Origin of the sequence: Pseudomonas sp. NPDC089422, from assembly GCF_044749405.1 — a bacterium.
Lineage (GTDB): Bacteria > Pseudomonadota > Gammaproteobacteria > Pseudomonadales > Pseudomonadaceae > Aquipseudomonas.
Genome location: NZ_JBIVHW010000011.1, coordinates 196,508 through 216,050 on the forward strand (window position 1 = coordinate 196,508; position 19,543 = coordinate 216,050).

The following is a 19,543-nucleotide window of genomic DNA, read 5'->3' on the forward strand; positions in this document are numbered from 1 at the left end:
CGATCCGTGAAAAAGGATTCCCTCAAAGGCTGGTTCAAGAGCGGCGCCCCAGGCGTCTGGATCAGCGGTGGCGCGGTGGCCATGGCGGTGATCATGACCGTTGGCCTGCTGGCGGTGATCGCCGTGCGCGGCCTGGGCCACTTCTGGCCGGCCGACCTGATCCAGGCCACCTACAAGGTGCCGGGTCAGGCCGACCACGTTGTCATCGGCGAAGTGGTGCAGAAGGAAGAAGTCCCGCGCGCTCGCCTCAAGGGCGCCGGCCTGCCGGTGCCGGACGACGGCCCGGAGTTCATGACCCGTGAGCTGATCAAGGTGGGTAACCGCGACCTCAACGGCAGCGACTTCACCTGGGTGGTCGGCGAATGGCTGGTAGACGAGCAGCGCCCGGCTGACCTGATGGCCCTGGAGCGCCGCGAGTGGGGCAACTTCTACGGCTACCTGGTCAGCGTCAAGGAAGAGGGCCGCGTGGTTGCCCAAGGCCCGGCGGCCTGGGGCGAGCTGCAAGCCCGCCTCAAGCGCGCCAACCAGCTCAACAGCGAACTGCAAACCCTCGAGAAGAAAGACATCGGAGCCATCAACCATGGCCTCGAACGCCTGCGCCTGCACGGTCGCAAGCTGGAACTGGACGGCAAGCTGGACGCCGCCGCCCAGGCCGACATGGACGCCGAACGCGCCGAGCTGAACAGCCGCTACAAGGCCATCGAGGACCGCCTGCTGGGCCTGCACCAGGCCTTCGCCCGCGACAGCCTGGTAGCCCGTGACGGCAACGGCCGTGAAGTGGAAATCAACCTGAGCAAGGTGGTGCACGCCATCCAGCCGAACGGCATGTCCGGCTTCAGCAAGATGGGCACCTACTTCGCCAAGGTCTGGGAATTCCTCAGCGACGACCCACGTGAAGCCAACACCGAGGGCGGTATCTTCCCGGCCATCTTTGGCACTGTGATGATGACCCTGATCATGGCCGTGATCGTCACGCCGTTTGGCGTGCTGGCTGCGGTCTACCTGCGCGAGTACGCCAGGCAAGGCCCGGTGACCCGCCTGATCCGCATCGCGGTGAACAACCTGGCCGGGGTACCGGCGATCGTCTACGGCGTATTCGGCCTGGGCTTCTTCGTCTACGTACTGGGCGGCTCGATCGATCGCCTGTTCTTCCCCGAAGCGCTGCCGGCGCCGACCCTGGGTACCCCGGGTTTGCTGTGGGCTTCGCTGACCCTGGCGCTGCTGGCCGTTCCGGTGGTGATTGTGGCCACCGAGGAAGGCCTGGCGCGGATTCCGCGGACCGTGCGTGAAGGCTCCCTGGCCCTGGGTGCGACCAAGGCCGAAACCCTGTGGAAGATCGTCCTGCCGATGGCCAGCCCGGCCATGATGACCGGCATGATCCTCGCCGTGGCCCGCGCCGCCGGTGAAGTGGCGCCGCTGATGCTGGTGGGTGTGGTGAAGCTGGCGCCATCGCTGCCGCTGGACGGCAACTACCCGTACCTGCACCTGGACCAGAAGATCATGCACCTGGGCTTCCACATCTACGACGTCGGCTTCCAGAGCCCGAACGTCGAAGCGGCGCGACCGCTGGTATACGCCACCGCGCTGCTGCTGGTGCTGGTGATCGCCACCCTCAACCTGTCGGCGGTGTGGATCCGTAACCACCTGCGCGAGAAGTACAAGGCGCTCGACAGCTGAGCCTAATTGCAAGCGTGCCGCCTGCCAGCCGGGCGGCCCTTTGAAACGAATTGAAAGCGTATGGAGTTGACCATGCAGAACGAATCCCACACTCACGGCATCGACATGTCTGCCCTGGGTCGCGACAAGCAGGGCCTGCGCCTGGCCGAAGAAACCGTGGCCATCGAAGTGCCGGGCCTGAGCCTGTTCTACGGCGACAAGCAAGCCCTGTTCGACGTGCAGATGAACATCCCCAAGCAGCGCGTGACCGCCTTCATCGGCCCGTCCGGCTGCGGCAAGTCGACCCTGCTGCGCACCTTCAACCGCATGAACGACCTGGTCGACGGCTGCCGTGTGGAAGGCGCCATCAACTTGTACGGCAACAACATCTACCGCAAGGGCGAAGACGTGGCCGAGCTGCGCCGCCGGGTGGGCATGGTGTTCCAGAAGCCCAACCCGTTCCCCAAGACCATCTACGAGAACGTGGTCTATGGCCTGCGTATCCAGGGCATCAACAAGAAGCGCGTACTCGACGAAGCCGTGGAGTGGGCGCTGAAGGGCGCCGCCCTGTGGGATGAGGTCAAGGACCGCCTGCATGAATCCGCCCTGGGCCTGTCCGGCGGCCAGCAGCAGCGTCTGGTGATCGCCCGCACCATCGCCGTCGAGCCGGAAGTGCTGCTGCTCGACGAACCATGCTCGGCGCTGGACCCGATCTCGACGCTGAAGGTCGAAGAGCTGATCTACGAACTGAAATCCAAGTACACCATCGTCATCGTGACCCACAACATGCAACAGGCGGCCCGTGTTTCGGACTACACCGCGTTCATGTACATGGGCAAACTGGTCGAATTCGGAGATACCGACACCCTGTTCACCAACCCGGCGAAGAAGCAGACCGAAGACTACATCACCGGTCGGTACGGCTAAGCGCTGCGGTGTGTGGCACCGGCTTTGCCGGTGTTCGCGGCGGTTCGACGCCTCGATAAACCCGCTCCTACAGGGCCGCGCGATACAAAGGAAAAACGATGATCAACAAAGAAAGCCTTACCCACCATATTTCCCAGCAGTTCAACGCCGAACTCGAAGAGGTGCGCAGCCACTTGCTGGCCATGGGTGGCCTGGTCGAGAAGCAGGTGAACGATGCCGTTACCGCGCTGATCGAAGCCGACTCGGGTCTGGCCCAGCAGGTGCGTGAAGTCGATGAGCAGATCAATCAGATGGAGCGCAACATCGACGAGGAATGCCTGCGCATCCTCGCCCGCCGCCAGCCAGCGGCCTCCGACCTGCGCCTGATCATCAGCATCTCCAAGTCGGTGATCGACCTTGAGCGTATCGGTGACGAGTCGACCAAGATCGCCCGCCGCGCCATCCAGCTGTGCGAGGAAGGCGAGTCGCCGCGTGGCTACGTCGAAGTGCGCCACATCGGCGACCAGGTGCGCAACATGGTGCGCGACGCCCTCGATGCCTTCGCCCGCTTCGATGCCGACCTGGCGCTGGCGGTTGCCCAATACGACAAGACCATCGACCGCGAATACAAGACTGCCCTGCGTGAGCTGGTCACCTACATGATGGAAGACCCACGTTCGATCTCGCGGGTGCTCAGCGTGATCTGGGTGCTGCGTTCGCTGGAGCGGATCGGCGACCACGCGCGCAACATCTCGGAGCTGGTGATCTACCTGGTGCGCGGTACCGATGTACGTCACATGGGCCTCAAGCGCATGAAGGCAGAAGTCGAGGGCACTGCGGGTGACGAGGCCGAAAGCGCTAATGTTCCGGCGAAACCTGACGATAAATAAGATTGCTCGCGAGCATCGACGCCCGGCCCGTGCCGGGCGTTTTCGTGTGTGGCAGAGCAATCAGCAGGCACCCGCGAACGATGCGAAGAAGTCCCGGCGTGACCCTAGAGTTGGCAAGTAGCCACCATTGCGCGGTAGGCTAGTCGGGTTCAAGAGGAGTATCGATGAGTAAAGTCAATGTGCTGGTCGTGGATGACGCCCCGTTCATTCGTGACCTGGTGAGGAAGTGCCTGCGCAATGCCTTCCCGGGCATGGTCATCGAAGACGCGGTCAACGGTCGCAAGGCCATGGCGATGCTGGGCAAGGAACCGTTCGACCTGGTGCTGTGCGACTGGGAGATGCCAGAGATGTCTGGCCTGGAACTGCTGACCTGGTGCCGTCAGCAGCCCGAGATGAAGGACCTGCAGTTCATCATGGTGACCAGCCGTGGTGACAAGGAGAACGTGATCCAGGCCATCCAGGCCGGCGTCTCCGACTTCGTCGGCAAGCCGTTCACCAACGAGCAGCTGCTGACCAAGGTGAAGAAGGCCCTGAGCAAGATCGGCAAGCTGGAAAGCCTGATGGCCGGGGGGCCGGCACGGGTGAATTCGGCATTCGCCAACGACTCCCTCAGTGCACTGACCGGCGGCAAGCCTGAAGCGGCCAAGGTAGCGGCGCCTGCGGCTGCGCCGGCCAAGCCTTTGCTCAACGCGCCAAAGCCTCAGAGTGCGGCTGCTGCGGCCCAGGCCGGGCGGGGGCAGGGCCAGTTGCGCCTGTCCAGCGGTACCCAGCCCTGTGTGATCAAGGCGCTGAGCCTCAAGGAGGCGTTGCTGGTGGTACGTCGCGGTGCAGCGCTGCCACAGGTGCTGGAAGGCGCGGTGCTCGACCTGGAGCAGGGTGAGAACGCCGAAGTGGCGCGCCTGAACGGCTACCTGCATGCCATCGCGGCACTGGAGCCCAAGCCTGAAAGTGACTGGTTGCAGCTGACCTTCAAGTTTGTCGACCAGGATGCGCAGAAGCTCGACTACCTGTCGCGCCTGATTGCCCGTGGTACCCAGCAGAAGCACTTCACCCCCGGCGCTTGATCAAGGCCATATACAGGTTTATCACCAACTTTCAGGCATGCGCTGTGCTTGTGGGAGCCGCGCTTGCCGGCGATGGGCCGCGAAGCGGCCCCGCGATTTCAAAGTAGTTGCATAAACTGTCGGGGCCGCTTTGCGGCCCATCGCCGGCAAGCGCGGCTCCCACAAGGTCCGCATCTACCTGCCGGTGCTTCCGACCAGCTGCAATACCGCCCACAAATCCCGCTGCTAGTCTTCGAAAGATCGCAACTGTCAAAAAGCCACCATCATGCCAGCCACCGCTCGCTTGCTGCTTTTCTGTGCCTTGCTTTCAGCCTCGGCGTCGAGCATGGGCATGACGATCTACAAGACCGTCGACAACTCCGGCGTGGTCTCGTACTCCGATCGCTACAGCCCGGGGGCGAAAACCTTCGAGCTCAGCGAGCCGATCCTCGACCACATCGATGGCAAGGTGCGCCTGCAGGCCGAAACCTTCCCAGGCGGCGTGCGCTTCATGGTGCGCAACGACTTGTATGTGCCCATGCAGGTCGAGCTGAGTATCGACAAGCTGACCAACGCCTTCGGTGGCAACCAGCCGCGCAACATACGCGCCGTGGTGGGGCCACGTTCGAGCAAGGTGCTGAGTTCGGTGCTGGCTGCACCCGGCGGCAAGCTGCAGTACGCCACCCGCTTCCAGTACGCCATGGGCGACCCTGGCCAGCGCTCTCTGGCTTACCGCTACCCGTTTCCCTGGAAGGGTGGGCCATTTCGCCTGACCCAGGGGCCCAACGGCCGTTTCAGCCACTTCGGCCCCAGGAGCCGCTATGCGATGGACATCGCCATGCCGGAGGGCACGGCGATCATCGCTGCCCGTGGCGGGATGGTGGTGAAGGTCGAGAATGGCCAGAGCGGACGGGGCACCAACCCGGGTGGCAATTTCGTGCGGATTCTGCACCCCGACGGCACCATGGGCGTGTACCTGCACCTGATGCGGGGCTCGGTGGTGGTGCGTGAAGGGCAACAGGTGGTGGTAGGGCAGGCCCTGGCCAAGTCGGGCAATACCGGCAACAGCACCGGGCCCCATTTGCATTTCGTGGTGCAGCGCAATGTGGGGCTGGCGCTGGAGTCGATACCGTTCCAGTTCGACCGGCCGCTTGGCGGGTCGCCGGACTTCACTGCCGGCAACCCTTAGGGTCAGTCGAGCTTGAGCACCTTGGCCAGGACGATCTTCGGCCCTTTCATCTTCTTGATGATGATGCGCAGGCCTTCGACCTCCAGCACTTCCTCTTCTTCTGGCACGCGCTTGAGGGTCTCGTAGACCAGGCCGGCGAGGGTTTCTGCCTCGATGTGATCGAGGTCGACCCCGAGCAGGCGTTCGACCTTGAACAGCGGCGTATCGCCCCGCACCAGCAGTTTGCCCGGCTGGTAGGCGAGGATGCCGCGTTCGGTCTTGCGGTGTTCGTCCTGGATGTCACCCACCAGCACTTCCAGCACGTCTTCCATGGTCAGGTAGCCGATCACCTTGCCGTCGGCTTCCTCCACCAGCACGAAGTGCGCGCCGCCTTTGCGGAACTGCTCCAGCAGCTGCGACAACGGCATGTGCCGCGATACACGCTCCAGCGGGCGGGCCAGGTCGTCCAGGTCGATGGTTTCGGGCAGGTGTTCGAGTTCGGCCAGCTCCAGCAGCAAGTCCTTGATGTGCAGCAAGCCGGTGAATTCCTCGCGCTCGGCGTCGTACACCGGGTAGCGGCTGAACTTGTGCCGGCGTACCAGGGCGAGGATTTCCTTGAGTGGGGCATGGGCGTCGATGCTGACCATGTCCTCACGCGAGTTGGCCCAGTCCACGACTTCCAGCTCGCCCATTTCCACGGCCGAAGCGAGTACGCGCATGCCTTGGTCGCTCGGGTCCTGGCCACGGCTGGAGTGCAGGATCAGCTTGAGTTCTTCGCGGCTGTAGTGGTGCTCGTGGTGCGGGCCGGGCTCACCCTGGCCGGCGATGCGCAGGATGGTGTTGGCGCTGGCGTTGAGCAGGTAGATGGCCGGGTACATGGTCCAGTAGAACAGGTACAGCGGCACGGCGGTCCACAGCGACAGCAGTTCGGGCTTGCGGATGGCCCACGACTTGGGCGCCAGTTCGCCGACCACGATGTGCAGGTACGAAATGACGAAGAAGGCGACGAAGAACGACACCGCCTTGACCAGTTCGGCGCTGTCCACGCCCAGGTACGCCAGCAGTGGCTCCAGCAGGTGGGCAAAGGCCGGTTCACCGACCCAGCCCAGGCCCAGCGAGGCGAGGGTGATGCCCAGCTGACAGGCGGACAGGTAGGCGTCGAGCTGGTTGTGCACCTTGCGCAGGATGCTGCCGCGCCAGCCATGCAGTTCGGCGATGGACTCGACGCGGGTGGCGCGCAGTTTGACCATGGCGAACTCGGCGGCAACGAAGAAGCCGTTGAGCAGCACCAGCAGGAAGGCGAAGATGATCATGCCGAAATCGGCGAATAACGAGGCGAGGCTGATACCAGGGGAAGGGTCCATGATGGAGTTTTTACGGGGTCCGTCTTTGAGATAGAGAGAAAAAAAGTGCCAGCTCTTGCTGGCACAGGGGGTCCAATGTAGCGGCTGGGGCCGCAAAAGCAAAGGGCTGCAAAGCAGCCCCCGGTACCTCAGGCCTTGCTGTTGGCCAATTGTGCCGGCCCAAAGTGGCAGGTGAAGGTACTGCCATGCCCCGGCACGCTGCTGATTTCCAGCTTGCCGCGGTGGCGCATCAGTACGTGCTTGACGATCGCCAGCCCCAGGCCGGTGCCGCCGGTGTTCGACGCACGGCTGGAGTCGACCCGGTAGAAGCGCTCGGTCAGCCGCGGCAGGTGCTTGGCGTCGATACCGACCCCGGAATCCTGCACCGACAGGTGCGCGCCGTGTTCGTCGCCCCACCAGCGGATACGGATGCTGCCTTCATCCTGGGTGTACTTGACGGCGTTGAACACCAGGTTGGAGAAGGCGCTGCGCAGTTCCGACTCGCTGCCCTTCAAGCGCAGGCCCGGTGCGGCTTCCAGGGTGATTTTCTGGTTGCGCGGCCCGGACAGTGCCTGGGCATCGTTCTTGATCGCGGCGAGCAGGGCATCGACCGCCACCGGCTGGTTGTCCGAGGGGTAGTCGGTGGCTTCCAGCTTGGCCAGCAGCAACAGGTCGTTGAGCAGGGTCTGCATGCGCGAGCCTTGCTGGGTCATCTGCTGCAGCGCCCTGGCCCAGCGCGGGTTCACGTCCTCGACGTTGTCCAGCAGGGTTTCCAGGTAGCCGGTGATCACGGTCAGCGGCGTGCGCAGCTCGTGGGAGACGTTGGCGACGAAGTCCTTGCGCATCTGCTCGAGCTGATGGATGCGGGTGACATCGCGCACCAGCATCAGGTGCTCGTTGTTGCCGTAGCGGGTGATGTGCAGCTGCACGCGCAGGCGGTCGTTGATCGGAGACGGGATTTCCAGCGGCTCGACGTAGTTCTCCGCCTCGAAGTATTCCTTGAAGCGCGGGTGGCGCACCAGGTTGGTGACCGGCTGGCCGCCGTCCTGCGGGGTCTTGAAGCCCAGCAGCGTCTCCGCGGCGCGGTTCCACCACTCCAGGTTGCCATCGCTGTCGAGCATGATCACCGCGTCGCGCAGCGCCGCCGTGGACTCCTGCACCCGGTCGATCACCGCCTGCAGGCGCCCGCGCACGCGCTGGTCGCGGCGTTGCAGGTGGTAGATGCTGTCGAACACCTCACCCCACAGGCCGTAGCCATCGGGCGGTGCTTCGTCGGGTTGGTGGTTGCGCAGCCAGTCGTGCAGGCGCAACAGTTGCTTGAGGGTCCAGCCCAGGTACAGCGCCAGGCCGATGGCCAGGCTCCAGCCGTAATAGCCGCTGACCAGGCCGCCGATCAGGCAGACGGTGATCAGCAGCAACAGGTGGCGAATCAGGGTCGCGTGCCAGTTCTGGTTCAATTGACGGTCCTTGTACAACGACTTGCAGCTTGGCGCTTGTAAGCTCGATCAGCTCTTGGTCGAGAAGCGGTAGCCAGTGCCCCGGACGGTTTGTACCAGATTTTCGTAGGCTTCACCCAGCGCCTTGCGCAGGCGACGGATATGCACGTCGACGGTGCGCTCCTCGACATACACGTTGCCGCCCCACACCTGGTCGAGCAGTTGGCCGCGCGTGTAGGCGCGTTCCTGGTGAGTCATGAAGAACTGCAGCAGGCGGTACTCGGTAGGGCCCATCTCGGCCGGCTTGCCGTCGATGGTCACGCGGTGGCTGATCGGGTCGAGCAGCAGGCCGCCGACTTCGATTGGCGCTTCGCTGTCGCTCGGGCCGGTGCGACGCAGCACGGCCTTCAGCCGGGCCACCAGCTCGCGGGGCGAGAACGGCTTGGTGATGTAATCGTCGGCGCCGACTTCCAGGCCCTGGATCTTGTTGTCCTCTTCGCCTTTGGCGGTGAGCATGATGATCGGGATATCGCCGGTCAGCTCGTCGCGCTTCAGGCGGCGCGCCAGCTCGATGCCGGAAGTGCCGGGCAGCATCCAGTCGAGCAGGATCAGGTCCGGCTTGCGGTCGACGATGATCGCGTGGGCCTGCTGCGAATTCTCAGCTTCCAGGCAGTCATAGCCGGCCATTTCCAATGCAACGGCGATCATCTCGCGAATAGGCGCTTCGTCGTCGACGATCAGAATGTTTCTGCCAACCATGCTCAAAACCTCTCCCAGTAATCGTGTCTTGGCCCGCATTAGATAACGGAATTATTGCAGCTGTGTGACAGGGTGTTGGCCGTTCTGGCGACATTCCATGACTGGGCTAGGCTTCACAGGGCCGCTGCGGCGGCGAACAGAATGCAATCCACCCTCGAATTCATGGTGATTCCAATGACACGACATACGCTGAGCTGGATGGCCGTTTTCGCTGCAATGGCGCTGCCGGGGGTGGCGTCCGCCGACCATGGCATGGTTAAAGGCGACATGCTGGTCGATCACAACGGCATGACGTTGTATACCTTTGACAAGGACGCTGGCGGCAAGTCGATGTGCAATGGTGACTGTGAGAAGAACTGGCCGCCATTGATGGTCGAAAAGGGTGAAAAGGCTGAGGGCAAGTGGACGCAGATCAAGCGTGACAGTGGCCACATGCAGTGGGCCTATGACGGCAAGCCGGTGTACACCTTCAAAAATGACATGAAGGCCGGTGAGACGAAAGGTGATGGCATGAAGGACGTCTGGCACGTCGCCAAACCTTGAGATAGCTGGGGCCGCTTCGCGGCCATTTCCGACCGGTCCGGCGCACCGGTCGGAAAGGGCTGCAAGGCAGCCCCCACAGGATCAACGCAAGGCGTAATCCAGCACGACCCCGATGAACACCAGCATCCCCGCCCAGTGATTGTGCAGAAACGCCTTGAAGCACGACTCGCGGTCCAGCTTGCGCGTCGACCAGAATTCCCAGGCGAAGCACGCTGCCGCCCCCAGCAACCCCAGGTGGAACCAGCCGCCCAGCTCGAAACGGCTGCCCGCCAGCAACAGGCAGCCCAACGACAACAGCTGTAAGGTCAGGATAATCGTCCGGTCCGCCTCGCCGAACAGGATCGCGGTCGATTTCACCCCGATCTTCAGGTCGTCATCACGGTCGACCATGGCGTAGTAGGTGTCGTAACCCACCGTCCACAGCAGGTTGGCGATGTACAGCAGCCAGGCACTGGCCGGCAACTCGCCACCGGCCGCGGTAAAGGCCATGGGAATGCCCCAGGAATACGCGGCACCCAGCACCACCTGCGGGTAGTACGTGTAGCGCTTCATGAACGGGTAGCAGAACGCCAGCGCCACCGCGCCGAACGACAACCACACGGTCCGGCTGTTGGTGCACAGCACCAGCAGGAAGCTCACACCGACCAGGATGGCGAACAACGCCAGCGCCTCGCGCGATTTGACCCGGCCACTGGCCAGCGGGCGGTCGGCAGTACGTTTGACGTGGCCATCGACCTTGCGGTCGGCGAAGTCGTTGATGCAGCAGCCGGCGGCGCGCATCAGCACCACGCCCAGGCCGAAGATCAGCACGTTGGCCAGGGTCGGTGAGCCGTGCCCGGCGATCCATACCGCTGACAGGGTCGGCCAGAGCAGCAGATAGATGCCGATCGGCCGGTCCATGCGGCTGAGCTGGACGAAGTCCCAGGCCCGTGGGTGCAGGCGGTTGAGCGACTTGAGCAGTTGCAGGTACATCAGCGGTTCTCCTCCTTGGCCGCTTGCCACAGTGTAGGCAGGAAAACCTCGGCCACCAGCAGGTCGAGACCGTCTCGGGCGAAGCGCGAGCGGCGCCCCCACAGACCGGCTTGTGCGGCATTGGCTGGCAACCAACCTTGTGGATAACGGCACACCTCGATCGGGTGGCGGATGAACGCTTGGTCGCAGAACAGCAACTCGCCCAGCGAGCGGCTGCCCAGGGTTTCAAGGTCCAGGCCGCCCCGTTCCAGGGCGCTGCGGCTGGCCACGCTGCGGGCGAACACCCAAGGTTCGCCATGCCCGCGCAGGAACACCTCGCGCACCCAGCCTTCGGCACCTGGGGCGATGTTCAGGGCCAGGCATTCGTCTGCGCGCAGCGGTTGCCAGCCTTCAAACAGGGGGGTGACACTGAAGTGATCCTGGGACAGCTGGGTGAGGCGGCGAGTCAGGGAGCCTTCGTCGAACAGCCAGGCCAGGGTTGGCTGGTCGATTTCAGTGGCCAGCTGTGAATACGGCAGCCACGCGACAGCGGCTGCTTGCGGGGATTCGTACGACACGTCGGTATGCTTGATTACAGCCAGAGAGGCGGCGAGCTTAGCATGATTGCCCTGGCTGCTTGCATAATGCCGGGCTCTGCAGGAGCGGGCTTGCCCGCGATAGGGCCATTCGCCCGCACAACAAAAGTCTGAGAATTACCGAGGAACAAGACCTGATGAAAAAGTGGCAGTGTATTGTCTGTGGCCTGATCTATGACGAAGCCGAAGGTTGGCCGGATGACGGCATCGCGCCCGGTACCCGCTGGGAAGACGTACCGGCAGACTGGCTGTGCCCTGACTGCGGTGTGGGCAAGAGCGACTTCGAAATGATCGCCATCGGCTGATAGAGGAAAGCACGACATGACGTCCCCCGTGGTAATCATCGGTACCGGCCTGGCCGGCTACAACCTGGCCCGTGAATTTCGCAAGCTCGATGGCGATACGCCGCTGCTGCTGATTACTGCCGACGACGGCCGTTCCTACTCCAAGCCGATGCTGTCCACCGGCTTTGCCAAGCACAAGGACGCCGATGGCCTGTGCATGGCTGAACCTGGCGTGATGGCCGAGCAGCTCAAGGCCGAGATCCGCACCCATACCCGCATCAGCGGTATCGATCCGGGCCACAAGCGCCTGTGGATCGGTGAAGAGGCGATCGAGTATCGCGACCTGGTGCTGGCTTGGGGCGCGCAGACCGTGCAGGTGCCGATCGAAGGCGATGGTGCCGAACGGGTGTTCCCGATCAACGATCTCGAAGACTATGCGCGCTTCCGTGCTGCTGCAGCGGGCAAGCAGCGTGTGCTGATTCTCGGTGCCGGCCTGATCGGTTGCGAGTTTGCCAACGACATGCACCTGGGCGGTTTCGAGGTCGACGTGGTGGCGCCCTGCGAGCAGGTCATGCCGACCTTGTTGCACCCGGCCGCCGCCGCTGCCGTGCAAGCTGGCCTGGAAGGGCTGGGCGTGCGCTTCCATCTCGGCCCGGTACTGACTCGCCTGCAAAGGGCGGGCGAGGGGCTTGAGGCACACCTGTCCGATGGGCAAGTGATCGCCTGCGATCTGGTGGTATCGGCCATCGGCCTGCGTCCGCGTACCGACCTTGCCGCTGCCGCCGGGTTGCAGACCAACCGCGGCGTGGTCGTGGACCGCCAGCTGCGCACGTCGCACAACAACATCTTCGCCCTTGGCGACTGCGCCGAAGTCGACGGTATCAACCTGCTCTATGTGATGCCGTTGATGGCCTGCGCCCGTGCCCTGGCGCAGACCCTGGCCGGCAATCCGACCCCGGTCAGCTATGGGCCGATGCCGATCACCGTGAAGACCCCGGCCTGCCCGCTGGTGGTGTCACCGCCGCCAGCGGGCCGTGAAGGCAACTGGCAGGTCGAAGGGCAGGGTAGCGACCTGAAAGTGCTCTGCCATGCTGCCGACGGCCAGTTGCTCGGCTATGCCCTGACCGGCAGCGCCGTCATGGAAAAACTGGCGTTGAATCGGCAGTTACCCGCGCTGATGGCGTGAATAGCGGGCGTTCTGTCGGATTTATCCTGTTGTTGCCAGCACAATGGCCGCCCAGATACTGGCGCGGCCTCGGTGGGCGTGCCATTCTCAGTTCCGTCTGCCGCAGATTAGAGCCTGCGGTGCCTTGAACGCTGCTTCAATGGCAGCACGGCATAACAACAAGAAATTCCGTCAAAGAGGCTTCACTATGCGTAAACCAGAACTCGCCGCTGTCATCGCCGAAAAGGCCGACCTGACCAAGGAAAAGGCCAACCAGGTGCTGAACGCCATTCTCGACAGCATCACCGGTGCCCTGGACAAGGACACGGTCACCCTGGTCGGTTTCGGTACCTTTGAAAAACGCCATCGTGGTGCCCGCACTGGCAAGAACCCGCAAACGGGTGAGCCGGTGAAGATCAAGGCCAGCAACACTGTTGCCTTCAAGCCTGGCAAGAACCTGCGCGACAGCGTCAACGTACCCGCCAAGCCAGCCAAGAAAAAGTGATCGACTGCTGACCCCCAGTGTCATCCAGGCGGGCGCCCCAGGGCGCCCGTTATGCATTCTGGAGGCTAAGTGTTGCGAACTTGCGTAATTAGTTCAGGAAAAGGATAAACTGCGCGCTTCAGTCATTTTTTATTCGAGGCGCGTTGATGAAGTTTCGCTTTCTTCTCTGGGCCATGGGGCTGCTGATGGCCAGGGCCAGCCGCAACAACCCGGCTTTCCAGCAGCAACTCAAGGACAAGGACCTGGTGTTCCAGATGCAGACGCTGGACGGCAAGGTGGCGCGGCACTTCATCGTCAGCGGCGAGCGCATCAGCAGCAAAGGCGGCAGCCATCCGCAGCCGGCCTTCGCCATCGCCTTCAAGGATGCCGCTTACGGCTTTGCCACGATGCAGGCGGGGAACAAGCAGCTGGCGTTCATGCAGGGCATTCAGGACAAGAACATCCAGATCAAGGGCAATCCGGCGCTGGTGATGTGGTTCCAGGGGCTGATGAAATACCTGAAGCCCAAGAAGAAAGGCTGACTCACCAGGGCTGCAAAGCAGCCCCAATGGCCTCAATGCGGGGCGTTGAGCTGCGAAGCCAGGTCCCGCAGCAAGGCCTCAGCCTCGAGCACCTTGTTCACCACATCCTCCGCCTTGTCCCGGGTGATCCCCAGACGTTCCAGCAGTTCATCGGGAATCTGCTGCTGTGGCCCCGAGCCAATCCCCCGCGAGCGCAGCAGACGGGTCGCCAGGCACACCAGGTTGGGGTAGGCCGAGTATTCGCCGTCATACGCCGGGTCATGCTGGAAGCGCAGCGCGGTCGACAACTCTTCGGGCATGTCCCACAGCTTCATCAGCCAGGCGCCGATCTGCTCGCGGCTGATGCCCAGCAGGTGTTGTTCCACATAGGTGTGGCACAGGTGCGGGTTGACCTCCAGATGGCGGCAGATCAGCGAGAAGTGCGGCGGGAATACATGCGCCAGCAGCAGGTAGCCAAAGTTGTGCAGCAGCCCTGCCAGGTAGGTCAGGCCGGCTTCCGGGCGCTCGGCGCGGGGCATGGCGCGGGTCAGGCCTTCGATGATGGCGGCGGTGTAGATCGACTGCTGCCAGTACGGCGTGGCTTGCTGCGGATGGTCCTTGGGCAGGCTCAGGGTCTTGCCCAGCGCCAGGCCCAGGGCCAGGTTGATCACCAGGTCGAAGCCCAGTACGCGGACGATGGCATCTTCCACCGAGCGGATCTTGCCGGGCGAGGCGTAGTAGGGCGAAGCCGCCCAGCTGACCACCTGGGCGGCCAGGGCCGGGTCGGTTTCGACCACGCCGGTGATGTCGTCGATGCTGGCGTTGGGGTCGACCCGCAGCTTGATGATCTTCTGCGCCGTGTCGGCCAGTGGCGGGATCTCGATGGTTTCTTCCAGGCGCTTCTGGATGCGCCGGGCCGTGAAGGCCTGGACCGCCAGGGTGATTTCCTTGGGGTCGTCATCCGGGCGATCGAGGTTGGGGCGGATGTCGCGCACAGGCTGGCCGAACGTGCCGGCACTGGCCTTGGCGAGCATGCGCTTGAAATCATCGCGGCGTACCTTCAGCAGCAGGCCGGCTTCGCCGGACTGGATGTGCAGGTGCTCGGCCTCGAGCAGTTTGCCTTCGTACAGGCAGGGCGAGCTGGTCAGGGCCGGAATGGCCGGCAAGGCCTTGAGCTGGTGCTTGTCGAGCATCTGCTTGAGGCGCGGCAACGGCACGGCCTTGAGCTTGCGGCCAGTCAGCTCTTCGAGGCGATTGAGGTCCAGTAGCTTGCTCTGCGGGAACAGCACCAGCAGGGCGCCGATCTCGTCGTCGAGCAGGACCGCCTGCACTCGGGACGCGGCTGGCAGCTCCGGATGTTCCGCTACCTCTTCAAAGGCCACGTGCAGTTTTTCGAGCAACAGCCGGATGACAGACGGTGCGTGTGGGGTTGCGGTGTCCAGGGCAACTTCAGTCATGGTCTGTATCCACAAATTCTTTTAAACGCGAAGTATAACCAGCCTGATGGCAAAGCTGGATCCATTCTGGGACAGGCGTCACACCTGGCCATATTGTTGACCGTGACGCAGCCAGCGATCGAGTAGCGGGCTGACATGCTCGGGCCAGCGTGCCAGCAGTGCCTGGGCAGCGTCACGCACCGCCGGCAGCAGGTCGGCGTCGCGCATCAGGTCGGCGACCTTGAACTGCAGCAGGCCGGTCTGGCGTGTGCCGAGCATTTCGCCGGGCCCACGCAGTTCGAGGTCCTTCTCGGCAATGATGAAGCCATCGTTGGTTTCCCGCATGATCCCCAGGCGTTCGCGGCCAATCTGCGACAGCGGCGGGTGGTACAGCAGCACGCAGTGGCTCACCGCGCTACCCCGGCCAACCCGGCCACGCAGCTGGTGCAGCTGGGCCAGGCCCAGGCGCTCGGGGTTCTCGATGATCATCAGGCTGGCGTTGGGCACGTCGACGCCGACCTCGATCACCGTGGTGGCGACCAGCAGTTGCAGGTTGCCTTGCTTGAACTCGGCCATGACTTCGGCCTTTTCAGTCGGCTTCATGCGGCCGTGGATCAGACCCACGCGCAGTTCGCCGAGTGCACTGCCAAGCTCTTCGAAGGTGCTCTCGGCCGCCTGGCAGGTCAGCTCTTCGGATTCCTCGATCAGCGTGCACACCCAGTAGGCCTGGCGCCCCTCGGCGCAGGCGGCGCGGACCCGCTCGACCACTTCGAAGCGGCGGCTGTCGGCGACCAGCACGGTATTCACCGGCGTGCGCCCTGGCGGCAGTTCGTCGAGCACCGAGGTGTCGAGGTCGGCATAGGCGCTCATGGCCAGGGTGCGCGGGATCGGCGTGGCGGTCATGATCAGCTGGTGCGGGCACAGCTCGCCGGCCACGCCTTTCTTGCGCAGGGCCAGGCGCTGCTGCACGCCGAAACGGTGCTGTTCGTCGATGATCGCCAGGGCCAGGTGCTTGAAGCGGACTTCTTCCTGGAACAGCGCGTGGGTACCGACCACCATTGGCGCACCACCGGCGATCTGCTCCAGGGCGCTGGCGCGGGCCTTGCCCTTGAGCTTGCCGGCCAGCCAGGCGACTTCGATGCCCAGCGGCTCCAGCCAGCGTTTGAAGGTGATGTAGTGCTGCTCGGCAAGGATCTCGGTAGGCGCCATCAGCGCCACCTGATAGCCGGCTTCCAGGGCCTGCAGTGCAGCGAGGGCGGCGACCACGGTCTTGCCGGCGCCGACATCGCCCTGCACCAGGCGCATCATGGGTTCGTGCTGGCTGAGGTCATAGGCAATTTCGTTGGCTACCCGCTGCTGCGCCCCGGTCGGCTGGAAACCCAGGTTGGCCAGGTACTGCGCCTGCAGCCGTTTGGCCTTGGGCAGTACCGGCGCCCGCAGGCTGCGCAGGCTTTCGCGCAGGCGCTGCTGCGACAGCTGGTGGGTCAACAGCTCTTCGAAGGCCAGGCGATGCTGGGCCCAGTGCTGGCCTTCGGCGAGCTCGTCGAGGTCGGCATCGGCTGGCGGGTTGTGCAGGTAGCGGATGGCATCGTCCAGCGGCGCCAGGTGGTAGTCGCGGGCCAGTTCGTCGGGCAGCCAGTCGGGCAGGCTGCGCGGGCCGAGCATGCCCAAGCTCTGCTGGCAGAGCAGGCGCAGGCGTTGCTGGGTAAGGCCTTCGGTGGACGGGTAGATCGGCGTCAGGGTCTGTTCGACCGGTGGCGCCGGCTCGTCGCCATTCAGCGCACGGTATTCCGGGTGGTAGATCTCCAGGCCCGAGGCGCCGGGGCGGGCTTCGCCGTAGCAGCGCAGGTGGGTGCCACGCTTGAGGCCTTCCTTCTGCGCATTGCTGAAGTGATAGAAGCGCAGGCTCAGCACGCCTGTGCCATCACCCAGGCGTACTACCAGGCTGCGGCGCTTGCCCATGGTCACGTCGGCACCGCTGACCACGCCCTCGATCACCGCGTCCTGGCCCGGGCGCAACTGGCCGATCGGCACCACGCGGGTACGGTCCTGATAGCGCAGGGGCAGGTGGAACAGCACATCCTGCAGGTTCTCCAGGCCGACCTTGGCGAGCTTTTCCGCCATGGCATCGCCTACGCCCTTGAGCGCCGTGACCGAAACCTTCGACAGCTCAGTCATGGATCAGGCCGGTTGTTCCACAGGCGGCTTGGCCACCGAGCAGAGACGGATCGAGTCGGCAAGGATCTCGATCGCCTTCGGCCGCGGGAAGCTGGCGCGCCAGGCAATGGCCACGGTACGGAACGGTGCAGGCGGGGTAAGCGGACGCACTTCGATGACCCCTGGCGCATAGTGATGGCTGTGCACGGCCGACAACGGCAGGATCGACACCCCCAGGCCGGACGCGACCATGTGGCGGATGGTTTCCAGCGAGCTGGACTCGACCGTGGTGTGCCTGGAGCCCTCGCCACCTTTGTTCAGCGTCGGGCAGGCCTCCAGCACCTGGTCGCGGAAGCAGTGGCCTTCACCGAGCAGCAGCAGGCTCTTGTCGTTGAGCATGGCAGTGTCGATGGTCTTCTTCGCCGTCCACGGGTGGTCGGCTGGCATCAGGGCACAGAAAGGCTCGTCGTACAGCGGCAGGGTCAACACATCGGCTTCGTTGAACGGCAGGGCGATGATCACTGCGTCCAGTTCGCCGTTGCGCAGCTTCTCGCGCAGCACGTGGGTGAAGTTTTCTTCGATATACAGCGGCATCTGCGGCGCTACCCGATGCAACTGCGGGATCAGGTGCGGGAACAGGTACGGGCCGACGGTATAGATGGCGCCGACCTTGAGCGGAGCGGTCAGCTGGTTCTTGCCCGCCTGGGCCAGTTCGCGAATGCCCTGGGCTTGCTCCAGTACCTTCTGCGCCTGGGCAACGATGCTTTCGCCGACCGGGGTCAGGCGCACCGCGCTCTTGCTGCGCTCGAAGATCAGCACGCCGAGCTCGTCCTCAAGCTTCTTCACGCCGACCGACAGGGTCGGCTGGCTGACGTGGCAGCGCTCGGCAGCATGGCCGAAGTGCTGCTCCTGGGCGAGCGTGACGATGTAGCGTAATTCTGTGAGGGTCATAACGTGCGTCCATGAAGTTGCGGGCCCAGCATAGCGGCTGCAATCGATAGACGCACGTTATCAGACTTGCCGATTTGTGACAGAAACAAAAGTATCAGCGACGGTCCAGCGAGTAGACGAACGGTGCCACGACTTCGATCGTGCCATTGGTCAGCAACTCGGCTGGCGGCTTGGGTACCGTGCCGGCGCGGCGGATCATTTCCATGGTTGCCCGGTCCAGGGACGCGCTGCCGGAGCCGCCTGCCATGGAGTAGGACACCACCTTGCCTTCGGCGTCGACCACGAAGCGCAGGCGGTTGATGCCTTGCAGGCCACGACGGCGAGCGTCCTCCGGATAACGCTTGTACTTCGCCAGGTGGCGCAACAGGTCGCTCTGCCAGGTTGGCAGGGCCTGGCTGTTGGAGGTGATGCTTGGCGCCGGTGCCGCCGATTTCTGCGGTGGCGTATTGCTTGGCGGCGTATCGGCTACCTGTTCCTTGGCCGGTGGCTCATCCTTGGGCGGCTCAGGCTTCTTCTCAGGCTTTGGTGGCTGAGGCTTGGGCTTGGGCTTTGGCGGCTTGGCGATGGCGATCTTCGGTTTCGGCGCCTCGACCAGCTTCGGCAGCGGCGGTTCTTCGACCGGTGCCGGTGGCTGTGGGGCGGCTTTCGGTGGTGGTGGCGGCGCGGGCTCGGGCAGCGGTGCCAGTTCGACCATCATGGCTGCCGGGGGCAGTTCGATAGCCTGGGGCACCGACCAGTTGAGCGTCAGCAGCACGGCGACCACGTGCACGCCCAGCACGATCGCCAGGCTGCCACCGTAGCGCGCCACGTTTGAGCGCGGTTTCGTCATTTCTTGGCTGCCGTCTCGAGACCTACCAGACCGACCTTGAGGTAGCCGGCCGCGCGCATGTTGTTCATCACTTCCATCAGGTCACCGTAATCCACGCCCTTGTCGGCCTGGAAGAAGATGGTGGTTTCCTTGTCGCCCTTGGTCTTGGCGTCGAGCATCGGGCCAAGCTGTTCGGGGGCAGGTACCTGATCGTCGCCGACATACAGCTTCTGGTCGGCCTTGACGCTGACGAACACCGGTTTCTCGGGCCTCGGTGCCGGCTTGGCAGTCGAGGCCGGCAGGTCGACCTTGATGTCGACCGTGGCCAGTGGCGCTGCGACCATGAAGATGATCAGCAGCACCAGCATCACGTCGATGAACGGCGTAACGTTGATTTCGTGGTTCTCGGCGAGGTCGTCGCCACCTTCGTTGAGATGCAGGCCCAT

The 19,543-nt window shown here is 63.8% G+C and carries 20 protein-coding genes; 10 read left to right on the top strand and 10 right to left on the bottom strand.

Features of this window, described 5'->3' with window-relative positions:
* Window positions 1–6: 6 nt before the first annotated feature.
* The 5 genes from pstA (at window position 7) to ACIPZ8_RS21060 (ending at window position 5,684) form a co-directional block, all read left to right on the top strand.
* On the top strand, window positions 7–1,677 hold the full coding sequence (gene pstA / locus ACIPZ8_RS21040; RefSeq protein WP_400727042.1) for a phosphate ABC transporter permease PstA: 1,671 nt from the start codon (window positions 7–9) through the stop codon (window positions 1,675–1,677).
* Window positions 1,678–1,749: 72 nt separating this feature from the next.
* Window positions 1,750–2,583: a phosphate ABC transporter ATP-binding protein PstB gene (gene pstB / locus ACIPZ8_RS21045; RefSeq protein WP_110638940.1), complete on the top strand. Its 834-nt coding sequence runs from the start codon at window positions 1,750–1,752 to the stop codon at window positions 2,581–2,583.
* 98 nt (window positions 2,584–2,681) lie between these two features.
* A complete protein-coding gene (gene phoU, locus ACIPZ8_RS21050; RefSeq protein WP_400727046.1) occupies window positions 2,682–3,452 on the top strand; it encodes a phosphate signaling complex protein PhoU in 771 nt (256 codons plus the stop codon).
* Window positions 3,453–3,616: 164 nt separating this feature from the next.
* A complete protein-coding gene (locus tag ACIPZ8_RS21055) occupies window positions 3,617–4,516 on the top strand; it encodes a response regulator (protein WP_400727049.1) in 900 nt (299 codons plus the stop codon).
* 265 nt (window positions 4,517–4,781) lie between these two features.
* Window positions 4,782–5,684 (top strand): peptidoglycan DD-metalloendopeptidase family protein, encoded by a 903-nt coding sequence (locus tag ACIPZ8_RS21060; protein ID WP_400727052.1) that lies wholly within the window; start codon window positions 4,782–4,784, stop codon window positions 5,682–5,684.
* A gap of 2 nt (window positions 5,685–5,686) precedes the next feature.
* Here the strand turns inward: ACIPZ8_RS21060 and ACIPZ8_RS21065 are convergent, their stop codons facing one another.
* The 3 genes from ACIPZ8_RS21065 to phoB form a co-directional block, all read right to left on the bottom strand.
* The gene (locus ACIPZ8_RS21065; RefSeq protein WP_294330288.1) at window positions 5,687–7,027 is read right to left on the bottom strand and encodes a hemolysin family protein; all 1,341 of its coding nucleotides are present in this window, start codon (window positions 7,025–7,027) and stop codon (window positions 5,687–5,689) included.
* 128 nt (window positions 7,028–7,155) lie between these two features.
* On the bottom strand, window positions 7,156–8,463 hold the full coding sequence (gene phoR, locus ACIPZ8_RS21070) for a phosphate regulon sensor histidine kinase PhoR (RefSeq protein WP_400727055.1): 1,308 nt from the start codon (window positions 8,461–8,463) through the stop codon (window positions 7,156–7,158).
* Window positions 8,464–8,511: 48 nt separating this feature from the next.
* Window positions 8,512–9,201, bottom strand: a complete 690-nt coding sequence (phoB, locus tag ACIPZ8_RS21075; RefSeq protein WP_003253341.1) for a phosphate regulon transcriptional regulator PhoB — start codon at window positions 9,199–9,201, stop codon at window positions 8,512–8,514.
* 174 nt (window positions 9,202–9,375) lie between these two features.
* Between phoB and ACIPZ8_RS21080 the strand changes: the two genes are divergently transcribed.
* Window positions 9,376–9,744 carry a hypothetical protein gene (locus ACIPZ8_RS21080; RefSeq protein ID WP_400727104.1) on the top strand — a complete coding sequence of 123 codons (369 nt, stop codon included), beginning with the start codon at window positions 9,376–9,378 and terminating at the stop codon, window positions 9,742–9,744.
* 81 nt (window positions 9,745–9,825) lie between these two features.
* On the opposite strand, the gene ubiA is transcribed toward ACIPZ8_RS21080, so the two are convergent.
* Both ubiA and ACIPZ8_RS21090 read right to left on the bottom strand, forming a co-directional pair.
* Window positions 9,826–10,716, bottom strand: coding sequence for a 4-hydroxybenzoate octaprenyltransferase (gene ubiA, locus ACIPZ8_RS21085; RefSeq protein WP_400727057.1), 891 nt, complete (start codon window positions 10,714–10,716; stop codon window positions 9,826–9,828).
* Window positions 10,716–11,273: a chorismate--pyruvate lyase family protein gene (locus ACIPZ8_RS21090; RefSeq protein ID WP_400727060.1), complete on the bottom strand. Its 558-nt coding sequence runs from the start codon at window positions 11,271–11,273 to the stop codon at window positions 10,716–10,718. The genes ubiA and ACIPZ8_RS21090 overlap by 1 nt, the downstream gene beginning before the upstream one ends.
* Window positions 11,274–11,428: 155 nt before the next feature.
* On the opposite strand from ACIPZ8_RS21090, the gene ACIPZ8_RS21095 reads away from it, so the two are divergent.
* The 4 genes from ACIPZ8_RS21095 (at window position 11,429) to ACIPZ8_RS21110 (ending at window position 13,766) form a co-directional block, all read left to right on the top strand.
* Complete coding sequence (locus ACIPZ8_RS21095) at window positions 11,429–11,596, top strand: rubredoxin (protein WP_027592137.1); 168 nt, start codon at window positions 11,429–11,431, stop codon at window positions 11,594–11,596.
* Between the two features lie 16 nt (window positions 11,597–11,612).
* A complete protein-coding gene (locus tag ACIPZ8_RS21100) occupies window positions 11,613–12,761 on the top strand; it encodes an NAD(P)/FAD-dependent oxidoreductase (RefSeq protein ID WP_400727063.1) in 1,149 nt (382 codons plus the stop codon).
* A 187-nt stretch (window positions 12,762–12,948) separates the two neighbouring features.
* Complete coding sequence (locus tag ACIPZ8_RS21105) at window positions 12,949–13,245, top strand: HU family DNA-binding protein (protein WP_060507706.1); 297 nt, start codon at window positions 12,949–12,951, stop codon at window positions 13,243–13,245.
* 146 nt (window positions 13,246–13,391) lie between these two features.
* Window positions 13,392–13,766 (top strand): helicase, encoded by a 375-nt coding sequence (locus tag ACIPZ8_RS21110; protein WP_027917039.1) that lies wholly within the window; start codon window positions 13,392–13,394, stop codon window positions 13,764–13,766.
* 32 nt (window positions 13,767–13,798) lie between these two features.
* Here ACIPZ8_RS21110 and ACIPZ8_RS21115 read toward each other — a convergent pair whose 3' ends face one another.
* The 5 genes from ACIPZ8_RS21115 to exbD form a co-directional block, all read right to left on the bottom strand.
* Window positions 13,799–15,202 (bottom strand): HDOD domain-containing protein, encoded by a 1,404-nt coding sequence (locus tag ACIPZ8_RS21115; RefSeq protein WP_400727066.1) that lies wholly within the window; start codon window positions 15,200–15,202, stop codon window positions 13,799–13,801.
* Between the two features lie 78 nt (window positions 15,203–15,280).
* On the bottom strand, window positions 15,281–17,359 hold the full coding sequence (gene recG, locus ACIPZ8_RS21120) for an ATP-dependent DNA helicase RecG (RefSeq protein WP_400727069.1): 2,079 nt from the start codon (window positions 17,357–17,359) through the stop codon (window positions 15,281–15,283).
* Window positions 17,360–17,362: 3 nt separating this feature from the next.
* Window positions 17,363–18,289, bottom strand: a complete 927-nt coding sequence (locus ACIPZ8_RS21125; protein ID WP_060507702.1) for a hydrogen peroxide-inducible genes activator — start codon at window positions 18,287–18,289, stop codon at window positions 17,363–17,365.
* Between the two features lie 94 nt (window positions 18,290–18,383).
* Window positions 18,384–19,118, bottom strand: coding sequence for an energy transducer TonB (locus ACIPZ8_RS21130; RefSeq protein ID WP_400727072.1), 735 nt, complete (start codon window positions 19,116–19,118; stop codon window positions 18,384–18,386).
* Complete coding sequence (exbD, locus tag ACIPZ8_RS21135) at window positions 19,115–19,543, bottom strand: TonB system transport protein ExbD (RefSeq protein ID WP_054884743.1); 429 nt, start codon at window positions 19,541–19,543, stop codon at window positions 19,115–19,117. Before exbD ends, ACIPZ8_RS21130 begins: the two co-directional genes overlap by 4 nt.